This is a genomic window from Enterobacter sp. WP_7_1, assembly GCF_003688535.1.
GTDB classification, from domain to species: Bacteria; Pseudomonadota; Gammaproteobacteria; order Enterobacterales; family Enterobacteriaceae; genus Enterobacter; species Enterobacter asburiae.
Map to the genome: position 1 here is coordinate 11477 of NZ_REFK01000002.1, position 23005 is coordinate 34481.

Here is a 23005-nt window from a genome sequence, read left to right on the forward strand (position 1 = left end):
TAGACGTTACGGCTGTAATCTTCATCTGTTTGTATGGATATCGCTTTTCGGCCACTTCGCTTTCCCCTATGCTACTCCAGTTTCACTTAGAAGGTTGCCCCGACATGTCTCAACTCAAAGCGCAGCTGCGCCGCGATGGTTTTACGTTCAAACAATTTTTTGTCGCCCACGATCGCTGTGCCATGAAGGTCGGTACAGACGGTATTTTACTGGGAGCGTGGGCGCCTGTCGCAGGTGTTAAGCGTATTCTTGATATCGGTACCGGCAGCGGGCTGGTGGCCCTGATGCTGGCGCAGCGTACGGAAGAACATGTCATCATTGATGCCGTCGAACTGGACGCGCAGGCCGCAGAGCAGGCGAGTGACAATATGGCCGAATCTCCGTGGGCAGCCCGAATGAAGGTGGAATGCGCAGATGTGCTCGCCTGGGCACCTGAACAAACCGCGCGTTACGATCTGATCGTCAGCAACCCTCCCTACTACGAACCCGGCGTTGAGTGCGGGACACCCGAGCGTGAACAGGCACGTTATACCGGCTCCCTCGATCATAAAGCGCTGCTCACCAGTGCGGCAGAACTCATCTCCGAAGAAGGTTTTTTCTGTGTGGTCCTGCCTGAGAGTACCGGCAACACGTTTATCAGTATCGCGCTGGAGATCGGCTGGACGTTACGTCTGCGTACCGATATTTCGGATACGGAAGGACGACTGCCGCACCGCGTGCTGCTGGCGCTCTCGCCAAAAGAGGGTGAATGCTTTAATGACCGGATGGTGATCCGTGGGCCAGACCAGCGTTATTCCGAAGATTACACGGCTCTGACCCAGGCATTTTATCTGTTTATGTAAACCTGCGGGGCGAGTATCGACGGGCCGGACTCAGCAAGCTGATCCGGGTAGTCCAGAGTATAGTGCAGCCCGCGGCTCTCTTTACGCATCATCGCGCAGCGAACAATCAGCTCGGCCACCTGCACCAGATTGCGCAGCTCCAGCAGGTTATTGGATACGCGGAAATTGGCATAATACTCATCAATTTCCTGCTGCAGCATGGTGATGCGGCGCAAGGCGCGTTCCAGGCGTTTCGTGGTGCGCACAATCCCCACGTAGTCCCACATAAACAGCCGTAGCTCATGCCAGTTGTGCTGGATCACGACCAGCTCGTCCGGGTTATCCACCCGGCTTTCATCCCAGGCTGGCAACTGCTCTGTCTCGCGGGCGTAAGGCATGCGCTTGGTGATGTCTTCCGCTGCTGACCAGCCGTACACCAGACACTCAAGCAGCGAGTTAGAGGCCATACGGTTCGCGCCGTGAAGTCCGGTATAGCTGACCTCACCGATAGCATACAGACCGTCTACGTCAGTACGTCCATGATCGTCAACCATTACGCCACCGCAGGTATAGTGTGCCGCTGGCACAATGGGCACCGGATCGCGCGTTAAATCAATGCCAAGATTGAGCAGCTTCTCGTAAATCATCGGGAAATGCTGGCGAATGAACTCTGCTGGCTTATGGCTGATATCGAGATACATGCAGTCTACGCCAAGACGCTTCATTTCATGATCGATGGCGCGGGCAACGATATCGCGCGGGGCCAGTTCACCGCGGGCGTCAAAGTCGGGCATAAAACGGGAGCCGTCAGGACGTTTCAGATAAGCGCCTTCACCGCGCAGGGCTTCCGTCAGCAGGAAGTTGCGCGCCTGAGGGTGGAACAGGGCGGTGGGGTGAAACTGATTAAACTCGAGGTTTGCCACCCGACAGCCTGCGCGCCAGGCCATAGCGATACCGTCGCCGGAGGCAATGTCCGGGTTCGTGGTGTACTGATACACCTTGGAGGCGCCGCCCGTCGCCAGCACCACAGCCTTCGCCTGACAGGTCTCCACCTTCTCTTTATTGCGGTTCCAGACCCAGGCGCCAACCACGCGACGCGTACCGGGCAGGCCAATCTTGTCAGAGATAATCAGGTCAACGGCATTGCTTCGCTCGAGAACCCGAATATTAGGATGGTTCAGCGCTTTGCTAACCAGCGTGGTTTCAACTTCTTTTCCGGTGGCATCCGCTGCGTGCAGGATGCGGCGGTGGCTATGGCCACCTTCGCGAGTCAGGTGGTAGCTCTCTTCACCGTTGGGTTGAACCTGAGTATCGAACAAGACGCCCTGGTCGATGAGCCACTGAACGCAGTGGCGGGCATTGCTGGCGACAAACTCTGCGGCGTGTGCATCCACGATCCCAGCCCCGGCAATGAGCGTATCTTCGACATGAGACGCAATGCTGTCTGTCTCATCAAACACGGCGGCAATGCCACCCTGGGCATAAAACGTGGAACCTTCACTTATCGGTCCTTTACTCAGAACGATAACGTTTTGATGCTCGGCCAGGCGCAGCGCCAGAGAGAGACCGGCAGCACCGCTGCCGATGATCAGTACATCACAATGGAGTTCAGGTGTTGTGTTCATGATTGTTGTTTAATTTACTAAACAGTGTTGGGGCAGAATAGCACCTGAATGCGATATATCGCACGTATTTTTTTAGAGGCTGTCGCAATGGCTAAACGCGTAAGCGGAGGTAAACGGAGGGTAAATGAGTGAAATTATTTTGCGAAGCAGATCGTTAGCGTCAGATTTTGTGGTGAAATAAAGCCTGTGTTGCGTTACTCTTCTGGCGGGAAAAAGATGTTTCTTGTCAGAAAGTGGTGCGTATCGTGAACAGACTTATAATGAGAGAAAATGAACGGTCTGCGGCGCGATGAACAAAAACAAAGGCGTTACGGAACTTATTGAAGATCAGACACTCTAAATGGTGCTTGCTCAAAGTGCGGTATTTTAGAGTGGCGTTTCGATAACGCGTGGAATTTAGGTTTGGGGAGACATTACCTCGGATGAGCGAGCAGTTAACGGACCAGGTCCTGGTTGAACGGGTCCAGAAGGGAGATCAGAAAGCCTTTAACCTACTGGTGGTCCGCTACCAGCATAAGGTGGCGAGCCTGGTTTCCCGCTATGTACCGTCAGGCGATGTGCCTGATGTGGTGCAAGAGTCTTTTATTAAGGCCTATCGCGCGCTGGATTCTTTCCGGGGAGATAGTGCTTTTTATACCTGGCTGTACCGTATTGCGGTCAATACGGCAAAGAATTATCTGGTCGCTCAGGGCCGTCGTCCGCCTTCAAGTGATGTGGACGCAATCGACGCCGAAAACTTCGAAAGTGGCGGCGCATTGAAAGAAATTTCGAACCCTGAGAACTTAATGTTGTCAGAAGAACTGAGACAAATCGTTTTTCGCACGATCGAGTCGCTCCCGGAAGATTTACGTATGGCAATTACGTTACGGGAGCTGGATGGTCTGAGCTATGAAGAGATAGCCGCTATCATGGATTGTCCGGTCGGCACGGTACGTTCACGAATTTTCCGTGCGCGAGAAGCTATTGATAATAAAGTTCAACCGCTTATCAGGCGTTGACGATAGCGGGATACTGGAAAAGGTATTAGGCATGCAGAAAGAAAAACTTTCCGCTTTAATGGATGGTGAAACGGTGGATAGTGAGCTGCTCAACGAGCTGTCTCATTCACCCGAAATGCAAGAGACCTGGGAGAGTTACCATCTCATCCGTGACACCCTTCGCGGTGACACCGGCGAGGTTCTCCATTTCGATATCTCAGCCCGCGTCATGGCGGCGATTGAGAATGAGCCTGTTCATCAGACCACTCCGCTGATTCCTGAAGCTCAACCCGCGCCTCACCAGTGGCAGAAAATGCCGTTCTGGCAAAAGGTGCGTCCGTGGGCCAGCCAGCTTACCCAAATGGGTGTGGCTGCATGCGTATCGCTTGCAGTTATTGTTGGCGTCCAGCACTATAATACTCAGTCTGAAACTAATCAGCAGCCAGAAGCGCCAGTGTTTAACACACTGCCGATGATGGGCAAAGCCAGCCCGGTAAGCCTGGGCGTACCGGCTGATGCATCCGCCAGCGGCGGCCAGCAACAGCAGGTTCAGGAGCAGCGCCGTCGCATTAATGCGATGTTGCAGGATTACGAGTTGCAGCGTCGTCTGCACTCTGAACAGCTTCAGTTTGAGCAGGCGCAGACACAGCAAGCTGCTGTGCAGGTGCCCGGAAACCAAACTTTAGGAACGCAATCGCAGTAATGAAGCAACTTTGGTTCGCCATGTCTCTGATGGCGGGTAGCCTGTTCTTCTCTGCCAACGCCTCGGCTGATGTTTCATCCGGGGCGTTGTTGCAGCAAATGAATCTGGCCAGCCAGTCACTCAATTACGAGTTGGCATTTATCAGCATCAATAAGCAGGGCGTCGAGTCGTTACGCTATCGCCATGCCCGTCTTGATAACCAGCCGCTCGCCCAGCTTCTACAGATGGATGGCCCGCGTCGGGAAGTTGTCCAGCGTGGTAACGAAATCAGCTATTTCGAGCCAGGCCTGGAGCCTTTCACGCTGAATGGCGACTATATCGTTGATTCCCTGCCGTCACTCATTTACACCGACTTTAAACGGCTTGCCCCTTACTACGATTTTATTTCGGTAGGGCGTACCCGCATCGCGGACAGACTGTGCGAGGTAATTCGCGTTGTTGCCCGGGACGGAACGCGATACAGCTATATCGTCTGGATTGATGCCGAAACCAAACTCCCCATGCGTGTTGACCTGCTCGACCGTGACGGTGAAACGCTGGAACAGTTCCGGGTTATCTCCTTCAGCGTGAACAATCAGGTCGGCAACAGCATGCAGAATCTGGCTAAGGCCAGCCTGCCGCCGCTGCTTTCTGTTCCTGCCGGGGATTCCGTTAATTTCAACTGGGTACCTGCCTGGATCCCACAAGGATTTAGCGAAGTGTCCAGCAGCCGTCGTCAGCTGCCAACGATTGAAACGCCGGTGGAATCGCGCCTCTATTCCGACGGCTTGTTCAGCTTCTCGGTGAATATCAATCGCGCAACGGCAAACAGCGCCGAACAAATGCTGCGTACCGGGCGTCGTACGGTGAGTACAACGGTACGCGATAACGCAGAGATCACCATTGTGGGAGAACTCCCTCCGCAGACTGCGAAGCGCATCTCCGACAGCATTAAATTTAGGGCTGCACAATGATCAAAGAGTGGGCGACGGTTGTCTCGTGGCAGAACGGCATCGCGCTGGTGAGCTGCGATGTAAAAGCCTCATGTAATAGCTGCGCATCCCGCGCCGGCTGCGGCAGCCGCGTGCTGAATAAGCTCGGGCCACAAACATCGCACACGATTTCTGTGCCAAGCGAACAGCCGCTGATGGCGGGGCAGAAGGTAGAACTGGGCATCGCGGAAGGCAGCCTGCTCAGCTCCGCTATGCTGGTGTATCTCTCTCCGCTGGTCGGCCTGTTTATCATGGGCGGCCTGTTTCAGATGCTGTTTGGTACCGATGTGGCCGCTATGTGCGGGGCCGCATTGGGTGGCGTGGGGGGATTTTGGCTTGCCAAAGGGCTCTCTCCGACGCTCGCCGCACGCGAGGAGTGGCAGCCTGTCATTCTCAGCGTTGGGCTGGCGCCAGACCAGCTTCGTGTTGAAACGCTCTCTTCTGAGGCCCGGTGATCCATCGGGCTTTATCATTTTTTACACCCTAAAACAGAAAACGGCCTTTCTTCACGCTATACCTGCTTCTAAGTGCATTTCCAGGTAGCGAGGATGTAGTGTAGAATGCTGCGTTTTCGCACTGAAAAACGTCAGGCTAAGAACAGCGGCCTCCAGGAATTCGTAAGGCATAATTATTTAACTATATGAAGAACATACGTAACTTTTCGATCATTGCTCACATTGACCACGGTAAGTCGACGCTGTCTGACCGTATTATCCAGATTTGCGGTGGCCTGTCTGATCGTGAAATGGAAGCCCAGGTTCTGGACTCCATGGACCTGGAACGCGAACGCGGTATCACCATTAAAGCGCAGAGCGTTACGCTTGATTACAAAGCGGCTGATGGTGAAACCTATCAACTGAACTTTATCGACACCCCAGGCCACGTTGACTTCTCCTATGAGGTTTCACGCTCGCTCGCGGCCTGTGAAGGCGCGCTGCTGGTGGTGGATGCCGGGCAGGGCGTTGAAGCCCAGACCCTGGCAAACTGCTACACCGCGATGGAAATGGATCTCGAAGTTGTGCCGGTTCTGAACAAGATCGACCTGCCAGCCGCCGACCCTGAACGCGTAGCGGAAGAGATTGAAGATATCGTCGGCATTGACGCGACCGATGCCGTGCGCTGCTCCGCGAAAACCGGTGTGGGCGTGACCGACGTGCTGGAACGCCTGGTACGTGACATTCCGGCCCCGGAAGGCGATCCGGATGGCCCGTTGCAGGCGCTGATTATCGACTCCTGGTTCGATAACTATCTGGGCGTTGTCTCTCTGGTGCGTATTAAAAACGGCACCATGCGTAAAGGCGACAAAATCAAGGTAATGAGTACCGGACAGGTCTACAACGCCGACCGTCTGGGCATCTTCACGCCAAAACAGGTTGACCGTACCGAGCTGAGATGTGGCGAGGTAGGCTGGCTGGTCTGCGCCATTAAAGACATCCTCGGCGCGCCGGTGGGCGATACCCTGACCGGCGCCCGTAACCCGGCAGATAAAGCGCTGCCAGGCTTTAAAAAGGTGAAACCGCAGGTTTACGCGGGTCTGTTCCCTGTCAGCTCTGACGACTACGAAAACTTCCGTGACGCGCTCGGTAAACTGAGCCTGAACGATGCTTCCCTGTTCTACGAGCCAGAAAGCTCAACGGCGCTGGGCTTCGGCTTCCGCTGTGGCTTCCTCGGTCTGCTGCACATGGAGATCATTCAGGAACGTCTGGAGCGTGAATACGATCTGGATCTGATCACCACGGCGCCGACCGTAGTCTATGAAGTTGAAACCACCTCGAAAGAAGTGATCTACGTCGATAGCCCGTCCAAGCTGCCGCCGCTGAACAACATTCAGGAGCTGCGTGAGCCTATTGCAGAGTGTCACATGCTGCTGCCGCAGGAATTCCTGGGGAACGTCATTACGCTTTGTATTGAGAAGCGTGGCGTGCAGACCAACATGGTTTACCACGGTAACCAGGTGGCGCTGACCTATGAGATCCCGATGGCGGAAGTGGTACTCGACTTCTTCGACCGTCTGAAGTCGACCTCCCGTGGCTATGCGTCACTGGATTACAACTTCAAACGCTTCCAGGCCTCCAACATGGTGCGTGTGGACGTGCTGATTAACGGCGAGCGCGTGGATGCGCTTGCGCTGATCACCCACAACGACAATGCGCCGTACCGCGGCCGCGAGCTGGTTGAAAAGATGAAAGATCTGATCCCGCGTCAGCAGTTCGATATCGCGATCCAGGCGGCCATTGGCAACCACATTATCGCGCGTTCAACCGTGAAACAGCTGCGCAAAAACGTTCTGGCGAAGTGCTATGGCGGTGACGTCAGCCGTAAGAAAAAGCTGCTGCAGAAGCAGAAAGAAGGTAAGAAGCGTATGAAGCAGGTCGGTAACGTCGAGCTGCCGCAGGAAGCATTCCTTGCCATCCTTCATGTTGGTAAAGACGGCAAATAACCCTAAGGAGTTGGCATGGCGAACATGTTTGCCCTGATCCTGGTCATTGCTACCCTGGTGACAGGTCTGCTGTGGTGTCTGGATAAGTTTATCTTCGCCCCAAAACGTCGTGAACGTCAGGCTGCCGCTCAGGCAGCCACTGGAGATGGGATTGACGCGAAAACCCTGAAGAAAGTCGGCCCGAAACCGGGCTGGCTGGAAACGGGCGCCTCGGTATTTCCGGTGCTGGCAATTGTGCTGGTGGTACGTTCGTTTATTTACGAGCCGTTCCAAATCCCATCAGGTTCAATGATGCCAACGCTGCTGATTGGTGATTTTATTCTGGTAGAGAAGTTTGCCTACGGCATTAAAGATCCTATCTACCAAAAGACGCTGATCGAAACCGGTCATCCGAAACGTGGCGACATCGTGGTGTTTAAATATCCGGAAGATCCGCGCCTGGACTACATCAAGCGCGCGGTAGGTCTGCCGGGTGATAAAGTGACTTACGATCCGGTTGCGAAAGAAGTCACCGTTCAGCCGGGCTGCAGCTCCGGTACCGCATGTGAAAACGCGCTGCCAATCACTTACTCAAACGTTGAGCCAAGTGATTTTGTGCAGACCTTCGCCCGTCGTAACGGCGGCGAAGCGACCAGCGGATTCTTCCAGGTACCGAAAGGTGAAACCAAAGAGGACGGCATCCGTCTGGTTGAGCGCAAAGAGACGCTGGGCGATGTGACGCACCGAATCCTCACTGTGCCAATTGCGCAGGATCAACTGGGTATGTACTATCGCCAGCCGGGCCAGCAGCTGGCGAGCTGGATTGTACCGCCAGGACATTACTTCATGATGGGTGACAACCGCGATAACTCTGCGGACAGCCGTTACTGGGGCTTTGTGCCGGAAGCGAATCTGGTCGGAAAAGCCACCGCCATCTGGATGAGTTTTGAGAAGCAGGAAGGCGAATGGCCGACCGGTGTACGCCTGAATCGTATCGGCGGAATCCATTAATTCTCAATAAATGAACGCGTAGCCGCTTTAATTAGCGGCTACGTGAATTATTTCCACGATAAATCTCTTCGAACTAACGACATCCCCTGTCGTTGTGTATAGAATATTCCCCCGAAGTTTAAGGTTGGCCCTGCAAGGGTGCCACGGCACACGAAACCGCGTTGGTTTTCTCAGGTCGGTTTCGTGTGCTGCATTTTTGACGCATTCATTTATTGGTATCGCATGAACCCCATCGTAATTAATCGGCTTCAACGGAAGCTGGGCTACACTTTTCATCATCAGGAGTTGTTGCAACAGGCATTAACCCACCGCAGTGCCAGCAGCAAACATAATGAGCGTCTCGAGTTTTTAGGCGACTCTATTTTAAGTTTCGTGATTGCGAATGCGCTTTATCACCGTTTCCCGCGTGTGGATGAAGGGGATATGAGCCGCATGCGTGCCACGCTGGTTCGGGGTAATACCCTTGCGGAAATCGCGCGCGAGTTTGAACTGGGCGAATGTCTGCGTCTTGGACCGGGTGAACTGAAAAGCGGCGGCTTCCGTCGTGAATCTATTCTTGCCGATACGGTCGAAGCATTAATTGGTGGTGTGTTCCTGGACAGCGATATCCAGACCGTAGAAAAGCTGATCCTGAACTGGTATCAGACCCGTCTGGACGAAATTAGCCCGGGCGATAAACAAAAAGATCCGAAAACGCGTCTGCAGGAATATTTGCAGGGTCGTCATCTGCCGCTGCCGTCTTATCTGGTGGTACAGGTGCGTGGCGAAGCGCACGATCAGGAATTTACCATCCATTGCCAGGTCAGTGGCCTGAGTGAACCGGTGGTGGGCACAGGTTCAAGCCGTCGTAAGGCTGAACAGGCTGCCGCCGAACAGGCGTTAAAAATGCTGGAGCTGGAATGAGCGAAGATAAAACCTATTGCGGATTTATTGCCATCGTCGGACGTCCGAACGTTGGCAAATCCACCCTGCTGAATAATCTGCTTGGGCAGAAGATTTCAATCACCTCGCGTAAGGCGCAGACCACGCGTCACCGCATCGTCGGCATCCATACTGAAGGCGCGTATCAGGCGATCTACGTCGATACCCCGGGCCTGCACATGGAAGAGAAGCGCGCAATCAACCGCCTGATGAACAAGGCGGCGAGCAGCTCGATCGGCGACGTAGAGCTGGTGATTTTCGTTGTGGAAGGCACCCGCTGGACGCCGGACGACGAGATGGTGCTGAACAAGCTGCGTGACGGCAAAACGCCGGTCATCCTCGCGGTCAACAAAGTTGATAACGTGCAGGAAAAGGCCGACCTGCTGCCGCATCTGCAGTGGCTCGGTAGCCAGATGAACTTCCTCGACATCGTTCCGCTGTCTGCTGAGACCGGCCTGAACGTGGATACCATCGCGGGCATCGTGCGTAAGCATCTGCCGGAAGCGATTCATCACTTCCCGGAAGACTACATCACCGATCGCTCTCAGCGCTTTATGGCGTCTGAAATCATCCGTGAAAAGCTGATGCGTTTCCTGGGTGCTGAACTGCCTTACTCCGTAACGGTAGAGATCGAGCGTTTCCAGACCAACGAGCGCGGTGGCTACGATATCAACGGCCTGATCCTCGTTGAGCGCGAAGGGCAGAAGAAGATGGTGATCGGCAACAAAGGGGCCAAGATCAAAACCATCGGTATTGAAGCCCGTAAGGACATGATGGAGATGTTCGAAGCGCCGGTTCACCTCGAGCTGTGGGTGAAAGTGAAATCTGGCTGGGCCGATGATGAGCGTGCTCTGCGCAGCCTCGGTTACGGCGAAGACCAGTAACTTAAGACGACGAGCATATGGATGGATGGCAGCGCGCCTTTGTCCTGCATAGTCGTCCCTGGAGCGAAACCAGCCTTATGCTGGACGTCTTCACGGAAGAGTCGGGCCGCGTGCGCCTTGTTGCGAAAGGCGCACGTTCCAAACGTTCTAACCTGAAAGGTGCCCTACAGCCTTTCACGCCGCTGCTGGTACGCTTTGGTGGGCGAGGGGAAGTGAAAACCCTGCGCAGCGCTGAAGCCGTCTCCCTGGCGCTTCCTCTTTCCGGCATCACGCTCTACAGCGGTCTGTATGTCAACGAACTCATCTCACGCGTTCTTGAACATGAGACCCGCTTCTCTGAACTTTTCTTCGATTATCTGCACTGTATCCAGGCGCTGGCTGGCGCAACCGGCACGCCCGAACCCGCCTTGCGTCGTTTTGAACTGGCGCTGCTGGGCCACCTCGGATACGGCGTAGATTTTCTGCACTGCGCGGGCAGTGGTGACGAGATAGAAGACACCATGACCTACCGCTACCGCGAAGAAAAAGGCTTCATTGCCAGTATCGTGATAGACAACAGCACCTTTACCGGGCGCCAGCTCCGGGCGCTGTATGAGCGCGAGTTTCCCGATCTGGACACCCTGCGCGCAGCAAAACGCTTTACCCGGATTGCCCTCAAGCCGTATCTTGGCGGCAAGCCCTTAAAGAGCCGCGAATTATTCAGGCAGTTTGTGCCGAAACGTTAACGTTTTACCCCTCACCCCAGCCCTCTCCCGGAGGGAGAGGGGGAAGAGAAATGAACCAAAATACCGAGGATTGTCATGGCTGAATTACTGTTAGGCGTCAACATCGACCACATCGCCACGCTGCGTAATGCGCGCGGCACGGCGTATCCCGATCCGGTTCAGGCGGCGTTTATCGCTGAACAGGCTGGCGCCGACGGCATTACCGTTCACCTGCGTGAAGACCGTCGCCATATCACCGATCGCGACGTGCGCATTCTGCGTCAGACGCTGGACACCCGAATGAATCTGGAGATGGCGGTCACCGAAGAGATGCTGGCGATTGCCTGCGAGACCCAGCCGCACTTCTGCTGCCTGGTGCCGGAAAAACGCCAGGAAGTGACCACCGAAGGCGGTCTGGATGTGGCCGGTCAGCTCGACAAAATGCGCGATGCCTGCAAGCGCCTGGCGGATGCCGGTATCCTGGTTTCTCTGTTTATCGACGCCGATTTCGCCCAGATTAAAGCGGCGGCCGACGTGGGCGCACCGTATATCGAAATCCACACCGGCTGCTATGCCGATGCCAAAAATGATGCCGAACAGGCCAAAGAGCTGGAGCGTATTGCCAAAGCGGCCACGTATGCTTCAAGTCTGGGACTGAAGGTGAACGCCGGTCACGGCCTGACCTACCATAACGTGAAGGCCATTGCCGCTCTGCCGGAAATGCACGAACTGAACATCGGCCACGCCATCATTGGCCGCGCGGTGATGAGCGGCCTGAAAGAGGCGGTTTCAGAAATGAAACGCCTGATGCAGGAAGCGCGTCAGTAATGGCCATTCTGGGCTTAGGCACCGATATCGTTGAAATAGCCCGCATTGAAGCGGTGATCGCCCGTAGCGGCGATCGCCTCGCAAGACGCGTGCTGAGCGATAACGAGTGGGCCATCTGGGAAGCGCATCAGCAGCCGGTGCGCTTTCTGGCAAAGCGCTTTGCGGTAAAAGAGGCGGCGGCCAAAGCCTTCGGGACCGGCATTCGTAACGGCCTGGCGTTTAATCAGTTCGAAGTGTTTAACGATGAGCTGGGCAAACCGAGCCTGCGTCTGTGGGGAGAAGCGCAAAAGCTGGCGGAAAAGCTGGGGGTGAATCACATGCACGTAACGATCGCGGATGAACGCCACTATGCCAGCGCGACGGTGATCATCGAAAGTTAAAGCTTGTCCGCGTGGTGCATCAGGACAAACTTATCCCATAGCTGCTCTTCGCTCTCGACGTGGGCCGGATCCTTCAGGATGGTATTCGGGATCGGGCACACTTTTTGACAGGTCGGCGTTTCATAGTGGCCGATGCATTCCGTGCAGCGGTCGCTGTTAATCTCATAAATGCTGTCGCCCATCGAAATCGCCTGGTTCGGGCATTCGGGCTCGCACATATCGCAATTAATGCATTTTTTGGTAATTAACAGCGCCATCAGGAAATTCTCAGAAACAACACAAACCGGGCGGGCATTATACGCGTCAAACCAGTTTCTTTACCAGTTCTTCGCTGTGACGAATGCGCTCGGGTGCGCGCTCCAGATCCTGCTGCACCAGCGCCATAAACAGCAGGTCCGTCAGCATCATTTGCGCGCTGGTGGACGAGATAGCCGCGCTGCGCGTGGCCTGCTCTTCGGCAATGGTATATAAACAGCGCGTTGCCCGCTGCTGCAGGGCATTCGGCGTAAAACCGGTGATCGCCAGAATTTTACCGCCGACGCGCAGCGCTTCATCGGTTGCCATATTGATTTCACGGCGCTCGCCGGAGTAGGAGATGGCCAGCAGCAGATCGTCAGGATCCATCGCCTGTACGGTCGCCAGCAGGGCGTGCATATCCTGCTCGACGATGGCGTTAAGCCCAATTTTCGTCAGCTTCCAGCCAAAGTTACGCGCCACAAGTCCGGACGCGCCGATACCGGTCAGAATGATCCGCCGCGCGCCGCGCAGCATCGCCACGCTCTCCAGCAGCTTCTCTTCGGTGTTCACATCGAGCGTCGCGTGCATAGCCGCCACGTTCTCTTTGATCAGCTTTTCGCCAACCAGCCGCATCGGGTCATCGCCGCGGATCTGATTATGCACCGGCATTGACTGCGGGTTGGGGTTGCTCACCAGCGCTTCGCTTATCGCCAGCTTGAGGGCGGGGAACCCCTTAAAGCCAATCTTCTGGGCAAATTTCACCACGCTGGACTGGCTCACGCCGGCTTCACTCGCCAGCTGCTGCGAGCTGAGATGGCGTGCATGGTCGGGTTGAGAAAGCAGAAAATCCGCCAGCTTCTTGTCGCTTTGGGCAAAGCCTGCATAGCGCTGGCGAATGCGAATTAAACAGTTCATACGGTCTCCTGGCGAAAATGTGATTATCTGCGCAAATACGAATTTTGCTCGCCTGAATGAATTTTATATTCCATTATAGTGTGATTATTATGAATTAAAAATTCTTGAGGTACAAAAATGAATCTTGGCTCACTTGTTTCTGAAACGCGTAACCCGCAAACCATGGATCTGGATGCGCTCTCAACCCTGGAGCTGGTTAACCGCTTTAATCAACAGGATACGCTGGTCGCGCAGGCAGTGAAAGAGACATTACCCGAGGTGGCGAAAGCGGTCGATGCGGCGGCGGAAGCCCTCAAGGCCGGCGGTCGCATTATCTACATGGGGGCGGGCACCAGCGGGCGTCTTGGGGTTCTGGATGCGTCAGAATGTCCGCCCACCTTTGGGGTTCCGCACGGTCTGGTCGTTGGGCTGATTGCCGGTGGGCCCGGCGCGCTGCTGAAAGCCGTTGAAGGAGCGGAAGACAATGCACAGCTGGGCGAGGATGACCTGAAGGATCTTAATCTGACCGCGAAGGATCTGGTGGTCGGGCTGGCGGCATCCGGGCGCACCCCGTACGTCATTGGCGGGCTGGAATACGCCAACCGGACGGGCTGCACGACGGTCGCCATCTCCTGTAATCCGGGCTCCCCGATTGCGCAGGTGGCCGCTATCGCCATTTCTCCGGTTGTCGGACCGGAAGCGCTCACCGGCTCCACGCGCCTGAAATCCGGGACCGCGCAAAAGCTGGTGCTCAATATGATCTCCACCGGCGCGATGGTGAAGTTCGGCAAGGTGTATCAGAACCTGATGGTGGATATGCAGGCCACCAACGTCAAGCTGGTGGACAGAGCCTGCCGCATGGTGATGGAGGCGACAGGCGCAGGCCGTGAAGAGGCAGAAGCGGTACTCAAGCAGACCGAGCACGATGTTAAACCGGCTATTTTGATGATCTTAAGCGGGCTGGATGCGGCGGCCGCGAGAGCCAAACTCGCTGCGCATAACGGCTTCTTACGGGCGGCATTAGAAAACTAACAGAGGCGTCTATGGACAAAACAGCAGCGCTCGCCAGCGATATCCTGCAGGGGATCGGTGGGGAAAAAAATATTCAGCGTCTCGAAAACTGCATGACGCGCGTGCGCGTCGAGGTGCATAACGACGACCAGCTTGACGTGCCGCGCCTGAAGCAACTGTCCGGCGTCAGCGGCTACGTGAAACAAGGGCAGCAGCACCAGCTGATCGTCGGGCCGGGGAAAGCGGCGCAGGTTGTCGATGCCATGCGCGCGCTGATGGGCGTTAGCGCGAGCGCGTCGATGGACGATGCGGAGCGCACCAAAGCGCAGGCAAAGGCCAAATACAAAGCCCCCATGAGCGATGCGCTGCGTCAGCTGGCAAACGTCTTCATTCCGCTAATCCCGGCGTTTATTGCCTCAGGCCTGATCACCGGGATCATCAACATCCTCAAGCGACCGGATATTGTGGGGGATTTCGCCACGCAGTATCCGAACCTGCTGGGGATTCTCGGGATCTTCGGCAGCGCTGTTTTCGCCATCATGAACATTCTGGTCGGGGTGAATACCGCGAAGGTGTTTGGCGGATCGCTGGCGATGGGCGGGGTCATGGCGGGTATCTTGTCCAGCCCGCAGCTGGCGCAGATAACGCTGTTTGGCGAGGCGCTCCAGCCCGGGCGCGGCGGGGTGATTGCCGTGCTGCTGGTGGTCATCCTGATGTGCTGGATCGAGAAAAGGCTGCGCGCGATCCTGCCTGGCTCGATCGAGCTGATCCTCAACCCGCTGCTGACCACGTTAATTACCGGTAGCGTAGCGATTGTGGCCCTCCAGCCGTTAGGCGGGTGGATCTCTGAAGCCATCGCTCACGGTGCGTCTCTGGCTATTGACCGCGGCGGGCTGCTGGTTGGCGCTGTGCTTTCCGGTACCTTCCTGCCGCTGGTGCTGACCGGTCTGCACCAGGGGCTGGTGCCGATCCACGTCGAGCTGGTGCAGTCGCACGGCTATAACGCGCTGCTGCCTATCCTGTCGATGGCGGGCGTGGGGCAGGTGGGCGCGGCGATTGCCGTACTGATGAAAACCCGCAACGCGCGTCTGAAAAAAATGATTAAAGGCGCGCTCCCGGTCGGACTGCTCGGCATCGGTGAGCCGCTGATTTTCGGCGTTACGCTGCCGCTGGGTAAACCGTTCCTCGCCGCCTGTCTGGGCGGCGCGGTGGGCGGGGCGCTCATTAGCTACTGGAAAGTCGCTACCGTTATCACCTTTGGTCTTTCCGGTTTACCGCTGGCATTAACCATCGTGACCGGAAAAGTGATGCTCTATCTGTTAGGCTATTTAGTAGCGGTGATCGCCGGGTTCCTGTTTACCTGGCTGTTAGGTTTCAACGACCCAGAGGAGTAAGGTTTGGCAAATCACGGGCGTCGCGTTGTCTTTTTCGACCTGGATGGAACGCTGCATCAGCAGGATATGTTTGGTACGTTTATGCGTTACCTGCTGCGGCGTCAGCCTTTGAATGCGCTGCTCGTGCTGCCGCTCTTGCCGGTTATCGGTATCGCGCTGCTTGTTAAAGGCCGGGCGGCGCGATGGCCGATGAGCCTGCTGCTGTGGGGATGTACCTTTGGGCACAGCGAAGCGCGGCTCAAGCAGCTCGAAAAGGATTTTGCGCACTGGTTCCGCGGCCACGTCGCCGCCTTTCCGGTGGTGCAGGCGCGCCTGACCAGCTACCTCGATGCGAACGATGCCGACATCTGGCTGATTACCGGCTCCCCGCAGACGCTGGTGGAGCTGGTCTATTTTGATACCCCCTGGCTTCCGCGCGTGAATCTTATCGCCACGCAAATTGCCCGCGGCTACGGCGGCTGGGTGCTGACCCTGCGCTGCCTGGGGCATGAAAAAGTGGTCCAGCTGGAAAAACGCATCGGTACGCCGCTGCGCCTGTACAGCGGCTACAGCGACAGCAAGCAGGACAACCCGCTGCTCTATTTTTGCCAGCACCGCTGGCGCGTCACGCCCTCAGGCGAACTTCAGCAACTCGAATAGTCTTCTCTAAAACTGGCGTGTATAATGCCGCCCGCTTTTCGACTGGAGTATCAACCGTTGTCCAACCCTGAATACAATCATGAATACTGGATGCGCCACGCGCTGACGCTGGCTCAACGCGCCTGGGAAGAGGGCGAAGTGCCCGTGGGCGCGGTGCTGGTTCATAACAACCAGGTGATTGGCGAAGGGTGGAACCGTCCTATTGGTCGCCACGATCCTACTGCGCATGCCGAAATCATGGCGCTTCGCCAGGGCGGTCTGGTGCTGCAAAACTATCGCCTGCTTGATACCACGCTGTACGTGACGCTGGAGCCGTGCGTGATGTGCTCCGGCGCGATGGTGCACAGCCGGATCGGGACGTTGGTCTTCGGGGCGCGGGATGAAAAAACCGGTGCGGCCGGTTCGCTGATGGACGTGCTGGGTCACCCGGGTATGAATCACCAGGTGAAGACTATCGGTGGGGTGCTTGCACCAGAGTGTTCGGGGCTATTAAGCGATTTCTTTCGAATGCGCCGTCAGCAGAAAAAGCAGCAAAAGGCAGAATTGAAGCTGTCGGACGATTGAGCTCGTCCGGCGCCACGACCGGGTAACTTTGAGCCAGCTGTTTGGCCTCCGTCGCCTCTTTCTCTTTCTCCAGCAGATACCCGACCAGGCTAATCTGATATTTACGGATATTTTCCACGTAGGCGTAGGCTTCATGTCCGCGCGCGTAGCCGTATGTCAGCTTGTTATACCATGGCTTCTGGCTCAGCAGCGGCAGGCGCTGCTTAACGTCTGACCAGCTGTCCGGATTACCTTTCGTTTTGGCCGTCAACGCTCGCGCATCAAGCATATGCGCGTAGCCCATATTGTATGCCGCCAGCGCAAACCAGATCCGCTCTTCCTCCGGCACCGTTTCCGGTACTTTGGCCATCATATCCTGCAGGTAGCGCGCGCCGCCGCTGATGCTCTGTTCGGCATCGGTACGGTCATTGACGCCCAGGCTCAGCGCGGTATTTTTGGTTAACATCATCAAACCGCGTACGCCCGTGGGCGACGTGGCCTGGGTGTCCCAGTGGGATTCCTGATACGAAATAGCCGCCAGCAGCTTCCAGTCAATCTCCTGGGCGTATTTTTCGAACAACGGCTGCAGGTCCGGCAGGACGCTGTCTACCGCGCGCAGGAAGCTGCGGGTGTCAACGTAGTCAAAGTCATCGCCGTGCCCGAGGTACTTCTCCTCCAGCCGCGCCAGGGTACCGTCTTCATTGATGGTGTTGAAGAAATCAAGCATCGCGGCAGAGAAGGTCTGATCGTCATCAAGCTGGCTAAACCAGGTCACGGGCTGCTCGTCGGTGACGTCCAGCGCCACGGCGATTTCAGGATGAACGCGCTGGAACAGGCTGATCGCGACTGAATCGGCGATGGTGTACGGCACCTTCTGATCTTTTACCTGCTCCAGCAGCTCCGTCGTGCCGAGTTTCGGATCCACCGTCCAGCTCAGGTCGGGATATTTCTTCTCCTTAAGCTCCCGCAGATCGTCAATCACCACGTGGCCGGGCGCAATCGTCAGCTGCCGATCGTTAATTGAAGCCAGCGAGCGCGGGCGCAGGCTCCCGACGCGGTAAACCAGCTGCTGAGAAACGGAGTAGTAGGTCGGGCCTGGCTGGTAGTTCTTGCTGCGCTCGCTGTTATACACCAGCCCGGCGGCGAGCATATCGGCATCGTCGTTATCGAGGTCGTCAAACAGCTCGTTGATATTCTGGCGGACGGTGATTTTAAGCTTCACGCCAAGATAATCGGCGAACTGTTGTGCCAGCTCGTAATCCAGGCCAATGATTTTGCCGTTGACGTCGCTGTAAATCAGCGGGGAGTTGAGGGTACTGACGCGCAATTCCCCCCGCTCCTGAATGGCGGCGATACGGTTTTCGGCTTTGCCGAACCAGGGGATGGAAGGCCAGAGGGCCACTGCCAGCAGCAACGTTACAATGCCGATGAGCAGATAATTAATCTTTAATTTTTTCAATTAGTTAATTCTCTGCGACGCCGGTTGCCTCAGTCTGCTGTAGCCATGTTAATCATAAGGTTTGCCATTGAATGAGCGGCATTTTGCGTAAACTTACGCCACTTGGCAACCAATTAGAGAGACAGGTCACATCTATTGTTAAATCTCTGTGCAAATTTTATTTCGACGCAAACGGTTTCGTCGGCGCTCAGGATTCTCTATAATGACGCCCGTTTTCCCCCCTTGCGCACACTGTAAGCGCCCCGGCGCTTCGAAGACGAGAGACTTATGATGGAAATTCTGCGTGGTTCGCCTGCACTGTCTGCCTTCCGTATCACTAAACTGCTGGCACGTTTTCAGGCGGCCGACCTTCCGGTAAGCAATATTTACGCTGAGTATGTCCATTTTGCTGACCTGAATGCCCCCCTGAATGCAGAGGAGCGCGTACAGCTGGAACGCCTGCTCAAGTATGGTCCAAGCCTGAGCAGCCACACGCCAACCGGCAAACTGATCCTTGCGACGCCTCGTCCGGGCACCATCTCCCCCTGGTCTTCCAAAGCCACCGACATCGCCCACAACTGTGGCCTGAACCAGATTAACCGTCTGGAACGCGGCGTGGCGTACTACGTGGAAGCCTCTACCCTGAGCGAGGCGCAGTGGCAGGCGGTTGCGGCTGAACTGCACGACCGCATGATGGAGAGCGTATTTGCCTCTCTCGATGACGCGCAGAAGCTTTTCTCTCACCATCAGCCTGCGCCGGTACAGAGCGTAGACCTGCTGGGGCAGGGCCGTCAGGCGCTGATTGACGCCAACCTGCGTCTCGGCCTGGCGCTGGCAGAAGACGAAATCGACTACCTGCAGGATGCGTTTGTTAAGCTCAACCGTAACCCGAACGACATCGAACTCTACATGTTCGCACAGGCTAACTCTGAGCACTGCCGCCACAAGATTTTCAACGCCGACTGGATTATTGACGGCGAACAGCAGCCGAAGTCGCTGTTCAAAATGATCAAAAACACCATGGAGCAAACCCCGGACCACGTGCTGTCTGCCTATAAAGACAACGCCGCGGTAATGGAAGGTTCCGAGGTGGGCCGCTTCTTCGCCGATCGCGAAGCAGGGCGCTATGACTTCCATCAGGAGCCCGCGCATATCCTGATGAAAGTGGAAACCCACAACCACCCGACGGCGATCTCCCCGTGGCCGGGTGCGGCGACCGGCTCCGGCGGTGAAATCCGTGATGAAGGTGCGACCGGTCGTGGCGCTAAACCTAAAGCGGGTCTGGTCGGTTTCTCCGTCTCCAACCTGCGTATCCCGGGCTTTGAACAGCCGTGGGAAGAAGATTTCGGCAAGCCAGAGCGCATTGTGACTGCCCTGGATATCATGACCGAAGGCCCGCTGGGCGGCGCGGCGTTTAACAACGAATTTGGTCGTCCGGCGCTGAACGGTTACTTCCGTACCTATGAAGAGAAAGTGGACAGCCACAACGGCGAAGAGCTGCGAGGCTACCACAAGCCGATCATGCTGGCGGGCGGGATCGGCAACATCCGTGCCGATCACGTGCAGAAAGGCGAGATCGTCGTCGGCGCGAAGCTGATCGTACTGGGCGGCCCGGCGATGAACATTGGTCTGGGCGGCGGCGCGGCCTCTTCTATGGCCTCCGGCCAGTCTGATGCGGATCTCGACTTCGCCTCCGTGCAGCGCGACAACCCTGAGATGGAGCGCCGCTGCCAGGAAGTGATCGACCGCTGCTGGCAGCTGGGCGACGCTAACCCGATCCTCTTCATTCACGACGTGGGCGCGGGCGGCCTGTCCAACGCCATGCCGGAGCTGGTAAGCGACGGCGGCCGCGGCGGGCGTTTCAACCTGCGCGATATCCTGAGCGATGAGCCGGGCATGAGCCCGCTGGAAATCTGGTGTAACGAATCCCAGGAGCGCTACGTGCTGGCGGTTGCTGCGGATCAGCTGCCGCTGTTTGACGAGCTGTGCCGCCGCGAGCGCGCGCCGTATGCCGTCATCGGTGAAGCGACCGAAGAGCTGCACCTTTCCTTAAGCGACACCCACTTTGATAACCAGCCGATCGATCTGCCGCTGGACGTGCTGCTCGGTAAAACGCCGAAGATGACCCGCGACGTAACCACCCGCAAAGCGGCCGGCAAAGCGCTGGATCGCCAGGGCATCACCGTGGCAGAAGCGGTCAACCGCGTGCTGCACCTGCCAGCTGTGGCAGAGAAAACCTTCCTGGTGACCATCGGCGACCGCACCGTGACCGGTATGGTATCGCGCGACCAGATGGTCGGCCCGTGGCAGATCCCGGTTGCTAACTGCGCCGTGACCACCGCGAGCCTCGACAGCTACTACGGCGAAGCGATGGCCCTCGGCGAGCGTACCCCGGTGGCGCTGCTGGACTTCGCTGCTTCTGCCCGTCTGGCGGTCGGTGAAGCGCTGACCAACATCGCCGCGACGCAGATTGGCGATATCAAACGTATCAAGCTCTCCGCAAACTGGATGGCCGCAGCCGGTCACCCTGGCGAAGATGCTGGCCTGTATGAAGCCGTGAAAGCGGTGGGCGAGGAGCTGTGTCCTGCCCTCGGCCTGACCATTCCGGTGGGCAAAGACTCCATGTCGATGAAAACCCGCTGGCAGGAAGGCAGCGAGCAGCGCGAGATGACCTCTCCGCTGTCGCTGGTCATCACCGCGTTTGCCCGCGTGGAAGACGTGCGCCACACCGTTACGCCGCAGCTTGCGACCGAAGACAACGCCCTGCTGCTGATTGACCTGGGTAAAGGTCACAACGCGCTGGGTGCTACCGCGCTGGCGCAGGTTTACCGCCAGCTCGGCGACAAGCCAGCCGACGTGCGTGACGTGGCCCAGCTGAAAGGCTTCTACGACGCGATTCAGGCGCTGGTGGCGCAGCGTAAGCTGCTGGCCTACCACGACCGTTCCGACGGCGGCCTGCTGGTGACCCTGGCAGAGATGGCCTTCACCGGCCACTGTGGCGTGGAAGCGAACATTGCGACGCTTGGCGAAGACCGTCTGGCGGCGCTGTTCAACGAAGAGCTGGGCGCCGTGATTCAGGTGCGCGCGGCGGATCGCGACGCGGTTGAAGCGATTCTGGCGAAGCACGGTCTGGCAGACTGCGTGCACTATCTGGGTAAGGCCGTTCAGGGCGACCGCTTCGTGATTGAAGCAGACGGTCACGCCGTGTTCAGCGAAAGCCGCACCACGCTGCGCATGTGGTGGGCGGAAACCACCTGGCAGATGCAGCGCCTGCGTGATAACCCGGAATGTGCCGATCAGGAGCATAACGCGAAAGCGAATGACCAGGATCCAGGCCTGAACGTGAAGCTCTCCTTCGACATTAACGAAGACATTGCTGCGCCGTACATTGCGACCGGCGCGCGTCCAAAAGTGGCCGTGCTGCGCGAACAGGGCGTTAACTCCCACGTTGAGATGGCGGCTGCCTTCCACCGCGCGGGCTTTGACGCTATCGACGTCCACATGAGCGACCTGCTGGCCGGGCGTACCGGTCTGGAAGATTTCCAGGCGCTGGTGGCGTGCGGCGGCTTCTCCTACGGCGACGTGCTGGGCGCGGGCGAAGGCTGGGCGAAGTCCATCCTGTTCAACAGCCGCGTGCGCGACGAGTTCGAAACCTTCTTCCACCGTCCGCAGACCCTTGCGCTGGGCGTGTGTAACGGCTGTCAGATGATGTCTAACCTGCGCGAACTGATCCCGGGCAGCGAAGCCTGGCCGCGCTTTGTGCGCAACCAGTCTGACCGCTTCGAGGCGCGCTTCAGCCTGGTGGAAGTGACCCAAAGCCCGTCTCTGCTGCTGCAGGGGATGGTCGGTTCTCAGATGCCAATCGCCGTTTCCCATGGTGAAGGTCAGGTAGAAGTGCGCGACGCTGCGCATCTGGCTCAGCTGGAGAGCAAAGGCCTGGTGGCGCTGCGCTTTGTCGATAACTTCGGCAAGGTGACAGAAACCTACCCGGCTAACCCGAACGGCTCCGCCAACGGTATTACGGCGGTGACCAGCGAAAGCGGTCGCGCGACCATCATGATGCCGCACCCGGAACGCGTGTTCCGTACCGTGAGCAACTCCTGGCACCCGGAAAACTGGGGCGAGGACAGCCCGTGGATGCGTATCTTCCGCAACGCGCGTAAACAGTTGGGTTAAGTTTTAGCCCCACACCCTTCCAGGCCCGGTAAGCGAAAGTTCCACCGGGCTTTTTTATTTGTGTCGCAATTACGCGACAGACCCGCAATATGACTGTCTCCAAAAGGCGACATTTAACTCATTGATTTATATGTGGCAGTAAAGGTTCCCGTTAAGGTGTTGCTTAATAGCGACACTTAGCCTGAAAATCATTCAACCGATAATTAACAGGCTAAACGAGTAAAACTCATATATTTCAAACTGTTAATATTTTGTTTTGCATCCTGGCACGGGTGTTGCATAATATTAACCAGTGGCTCATTCACCTTCTTATGTCAGCCCCTTCGGGACGCGCTACATAAACTTCGAATGACGCACAAAAAGGTGCCTGCCGTCCAACTACTGATCATAGCGATGCTTTATCAGGCCAGGGCGAAACGTCGAGTTAGG

At 56.7% G+C, this 23005-nt stretch carries 22 protein-coding genes; 18 read left to right on the forward strand and 4 right to left on the reverse strand.

The genetic code is table 11. The features are described 5' to 3' along the window. The first annotated feature begins 104 nt into the window (after window positions 1-104). A complete protein-coding gene (locus BJ885_RS09455; protein WP_059347153.1) occupies window positions 105-842 on the forward strand; it encodes a tRNA(1)(Val) (adenine(37)-N(6))-methyltransferase TrmN in 738 nt (245 codons plus the stop codon). Here the strand turns inward: BJ885_RS09455 and nadB are convergent. Then, entirely contained in the window at window positions 827-2446 is a 1620-nt protein-coding gene (gene nadB / locus BJ885_RS09460; protein WP_047647045.1) for an L-aspartate oxidase, read from the reverse strand. The two genes, BJ885_RS09455 and nadB, sit on opposite strands and share 16 nt — an antisense overlap. Before the next feature lie 363 nt (window positions 2447-2809). On the opposite strand from nadB, the gene rseD reads away from it, so the two are divergent. From rseD to acpS, 12 genes are all read left to right on the forward strand, one after another. Beyond that, window positions 2810-2872 carry a rpoE leader peptide RseD gene (gene rseD, locus BJ885_RS23475; protein WP_229255512.1) on the forward strand — a complete coding sequence of 21 codons (63 nt, stop codon included), beginning with the start codon at window positions 2810-2812 and terminating at the stop codon, window positions 2870-2872. Next, window positions 2869-3444 (forward strand): RNA polymerase sigma factor RpoE, encoded by a 576-nt coding sequence (rpoE, locus tag BJ885_RS09465; RefSeq protein ID WP_006176728.1) that lies wholly within the window; start codon window positions 2869-2871, stop codon window positions 3442-3444. The genes rseD and rpoE overlap by 4 nt, the downstream gene beginning before the upstream one ends. A 31-nt stretch (window positions 3445-3475) precedes the next feature. Beyond that, window positions 3476-4126, forward strand: a complete 651-nt coding sequence (gene rseA, locus BJ885_RS09470; RefSeq protein WP_008502186.1) for an anti-sigma-E factor RseA — start codon at window positions 3476-3478, stop codon at window positions 4124-4126. Beyond that, window positions 4126-5079 (forward strand): sigma-E factor regulatory protein RseB, encoded by a 954-nt coding sequence (gene rseB, locus BJ885_RS09475; RefSeq protein ID WP_023308851.1) that lies wholly within the window; start codon window positions 4126-4128, stop codon window positions 5077-5079. The genes rseA and rseB overlap by 1 nt, the downstream gene beginning before the upstream one ends. Continuing rightward, window positions 5076-5552, forward strand: a complete 477-nt coding sequence (gene rseC / locus BJ885_RS09480; RefSeq protein WP_023308850.1) for a SoxR-reducing system protein RseC — start codon at window positions 5076-5078, stop codon at window positions 5550-5552. Before rseB ends, rseC begins: the two co-directional genes overlap by 4 nt. A gap of 185 nt (window positions 5553-5737) precedes the next feature. After that, complete coding sequence (gene lepA / locus BJ885_RS09485; RefSeq protein WP_032659499.1) at window positions 5738-7537, forward strand: translation elongation factor 4; 1800 nt, start codon at window positions 5738-5740, stop codon at window positions 7535-7537. A gap of 15 nt (window positions 7538-7552) precedes the next feature. Then, window positions 7553-8527 (forward strand): signal peptidase I, encoded by a 975-nt coding sequence (gene lepB, locus BJ885_RS09490; RefSeq protein ID WP_023308848.1) that lies wholly within the window; start codon window positions 7553-7555, stop codon window positions 8525-8527. A gap of 222 nt (window positions 8528-8749) precedes the next feature. Beyond that, a complete protein-coding gene (gene rnc / locus BJ885_RS09495; RefSeq protein ID WP_003860711.1) occupies window positions 8750-9430 on the forward strand; it encodes a ribonuclease III in 681 nt (226 codons plus the stop codon). Next, the gene (era, locus tag BJ885_RS09500; protein WP_023308847.1) at window positions 9427-10332 is read left to right on the forward strand and encodes a GTPase Era; all 906 of its coding nucleotides are present in this window, start codon (window positions 9427-9429) and stop codon (window positions 10330-10332) included. The genes rnc and era overlap by 4 nt, the downstream gene beginning before the upstream one ends. Window positions 10333-10349: 17 nt before the next feature. Further along, window positions 10350-11057: a DNA repair protein RecO gene (gene recO / locus BJ885_RS09505; RefSeq protein WP_029741134.1), complete on the forward strand. Its 708-nt coding sequence runs from the start codon at window positions 10350-10352 to the stop codon at window positions 11055-11057. Window positions 11058-11132: 75 nt separating this feature from the next. Further along, complete coding sequence (gene pdxJ / locus BJ885_RS09510) at window positions 11133-11864, forward strand: pyridoxine 5'-phosphate synthase (RefSeq protein ID WP_032659491.1); 732 nt, start codon at window positions 11133-11135, stop codon at window positions 11862-11864. Next, window positions 11864-12244 carry a holo-ACP synthase gene (gene acpS, locus BJ885_RS09515; RefSeq protein ID WP_023294331.1) on the forward strand — a complete coding sequence of 127 codons (381 nt, stop codon included), beginning with the start codon at window positions 11864-11866 and terminating at the stop codon, window positions 12242-12244. The genes pdxJ and acpS overlap by 1 nt, the downstream gene beginning before the upstream one ends. On the opposite strand, the gene BJ885_RS09520 is transcribed toward acpS, so the two are convergent. After that, the gene (locus BJ885_RS09520) at window positions 12241-12501 is read right to left on the reverse strand and encodes a YfhL family 4Fe-4S dicluster ferredoxin (protein ID WP_008502177.1); all 261 of its coding nucleotides are present in this window, start codon (window positions 12499-12501) and stop codon (window positions 12241-12243) included. The genes acpS and BJ885_RS09520 overlap by 4 nt on opposite strands. Before the next feature lie 46 nt (window positions 12502-12547). Continuing rightward, window positions 12548-13396: a MurR/RpiR family transcriptional regulator gene (locus BJ885_RS09525; protein WP_023308844.1), complete on the reverse strand. Its 849-nt coding sequence runs from the start codon at window positions 13394-13396 to the stop codon at window positions 12548-12550. Between the two features lie 117 nt (window positions 13397-13513). On the opposite strand from BJ885_RS09525, the gene murQ reads away from it, so the two are divergent. The 4 genes from murQ to tadA are packed head-to-tail and all read left to right on the forward strand — an operon-like array spanning window position 13514 to window position 16983. Beyond that, a complete protein-coding gene (murQ, locus tag BJ885_RS09530) occupies window positions 13514-14407 on the forward strand; it encodes an N-acetylmuramic acid 6-phosphate etherase (RefSeq protein WP_121931811.1) in 894 nt (297 codons plus the stop codon). Between the two features lie 11 nt (window positions 14408-14418). After that, window positions 14419-15780: a PTS transporter subunit EIIC gene (locus tag BJ885_RS09535; protein ID WP_047647048.1), complete on the forward strand. Its 1362-nt coding sequence runs from the start codon at window positions 14419-14421 to the stop codon at window positions 15778-15780. 3 nt (window positions 15781-15783) lie between these two features. Continuing rightward, a complete protein-coding gene (yfhb, locus tag BJ885_RS09540; protein WP_121931812.1) occupies window positions 15784-16419 on the forward strand; it encodes a phosphatidylglycerophosphatase C in 636 nt (211 codons plus the stop codon). A gap of 24 nt (window positions 16420-16443) precedes the next feature. Continuing rightward, window positions 16444-16983: a tRNA adenosine(34) deaminase TadA gene (tadA, locus tag BJ885_RS09545; protein ID WP_032659480.1), complete on the forward strand. Its 540-nt coding sequence runs from the start codon at window positions 16444-16446 to the stop codon at window positions 16981-16983. Here the strand turns inward: tadA and mltF are convergent. Beyond that, the gene (gene mltF / locus BJ885_RS09550) at window positions 16871-18421 is read right to left on the reverse strand and encodes a membrane-bound lytic murein transglycosylase MltF (RefSeq protein WP_029741140.1); all 1551 of its coding nucleotides are present in this window, start codon (window positions 18419-18421) and stop codon (window positions 16871-16873) included. The two genes, tadA and mltF, sit on opposite strands and share 113 nt — an antisense overlap. A 267-nt stretch (window positions 18422-18688) precedes the next feature. Here mltF and purL point away from each other — a divergent pair, with 267 nt between their 5' ends. Further along, a complete protein-coding gene (purL, locus tag BJ885_RS09560; protein WP_047647049.1) occupies window positions 18689-22576 on the forward strand; it encodes a phosphoribosylformylglycinamidine synthase in 3888 nt (1295 codons plus the stop codon). Window positions 22577-23005 lie beyond the last annotated feature (429 nt).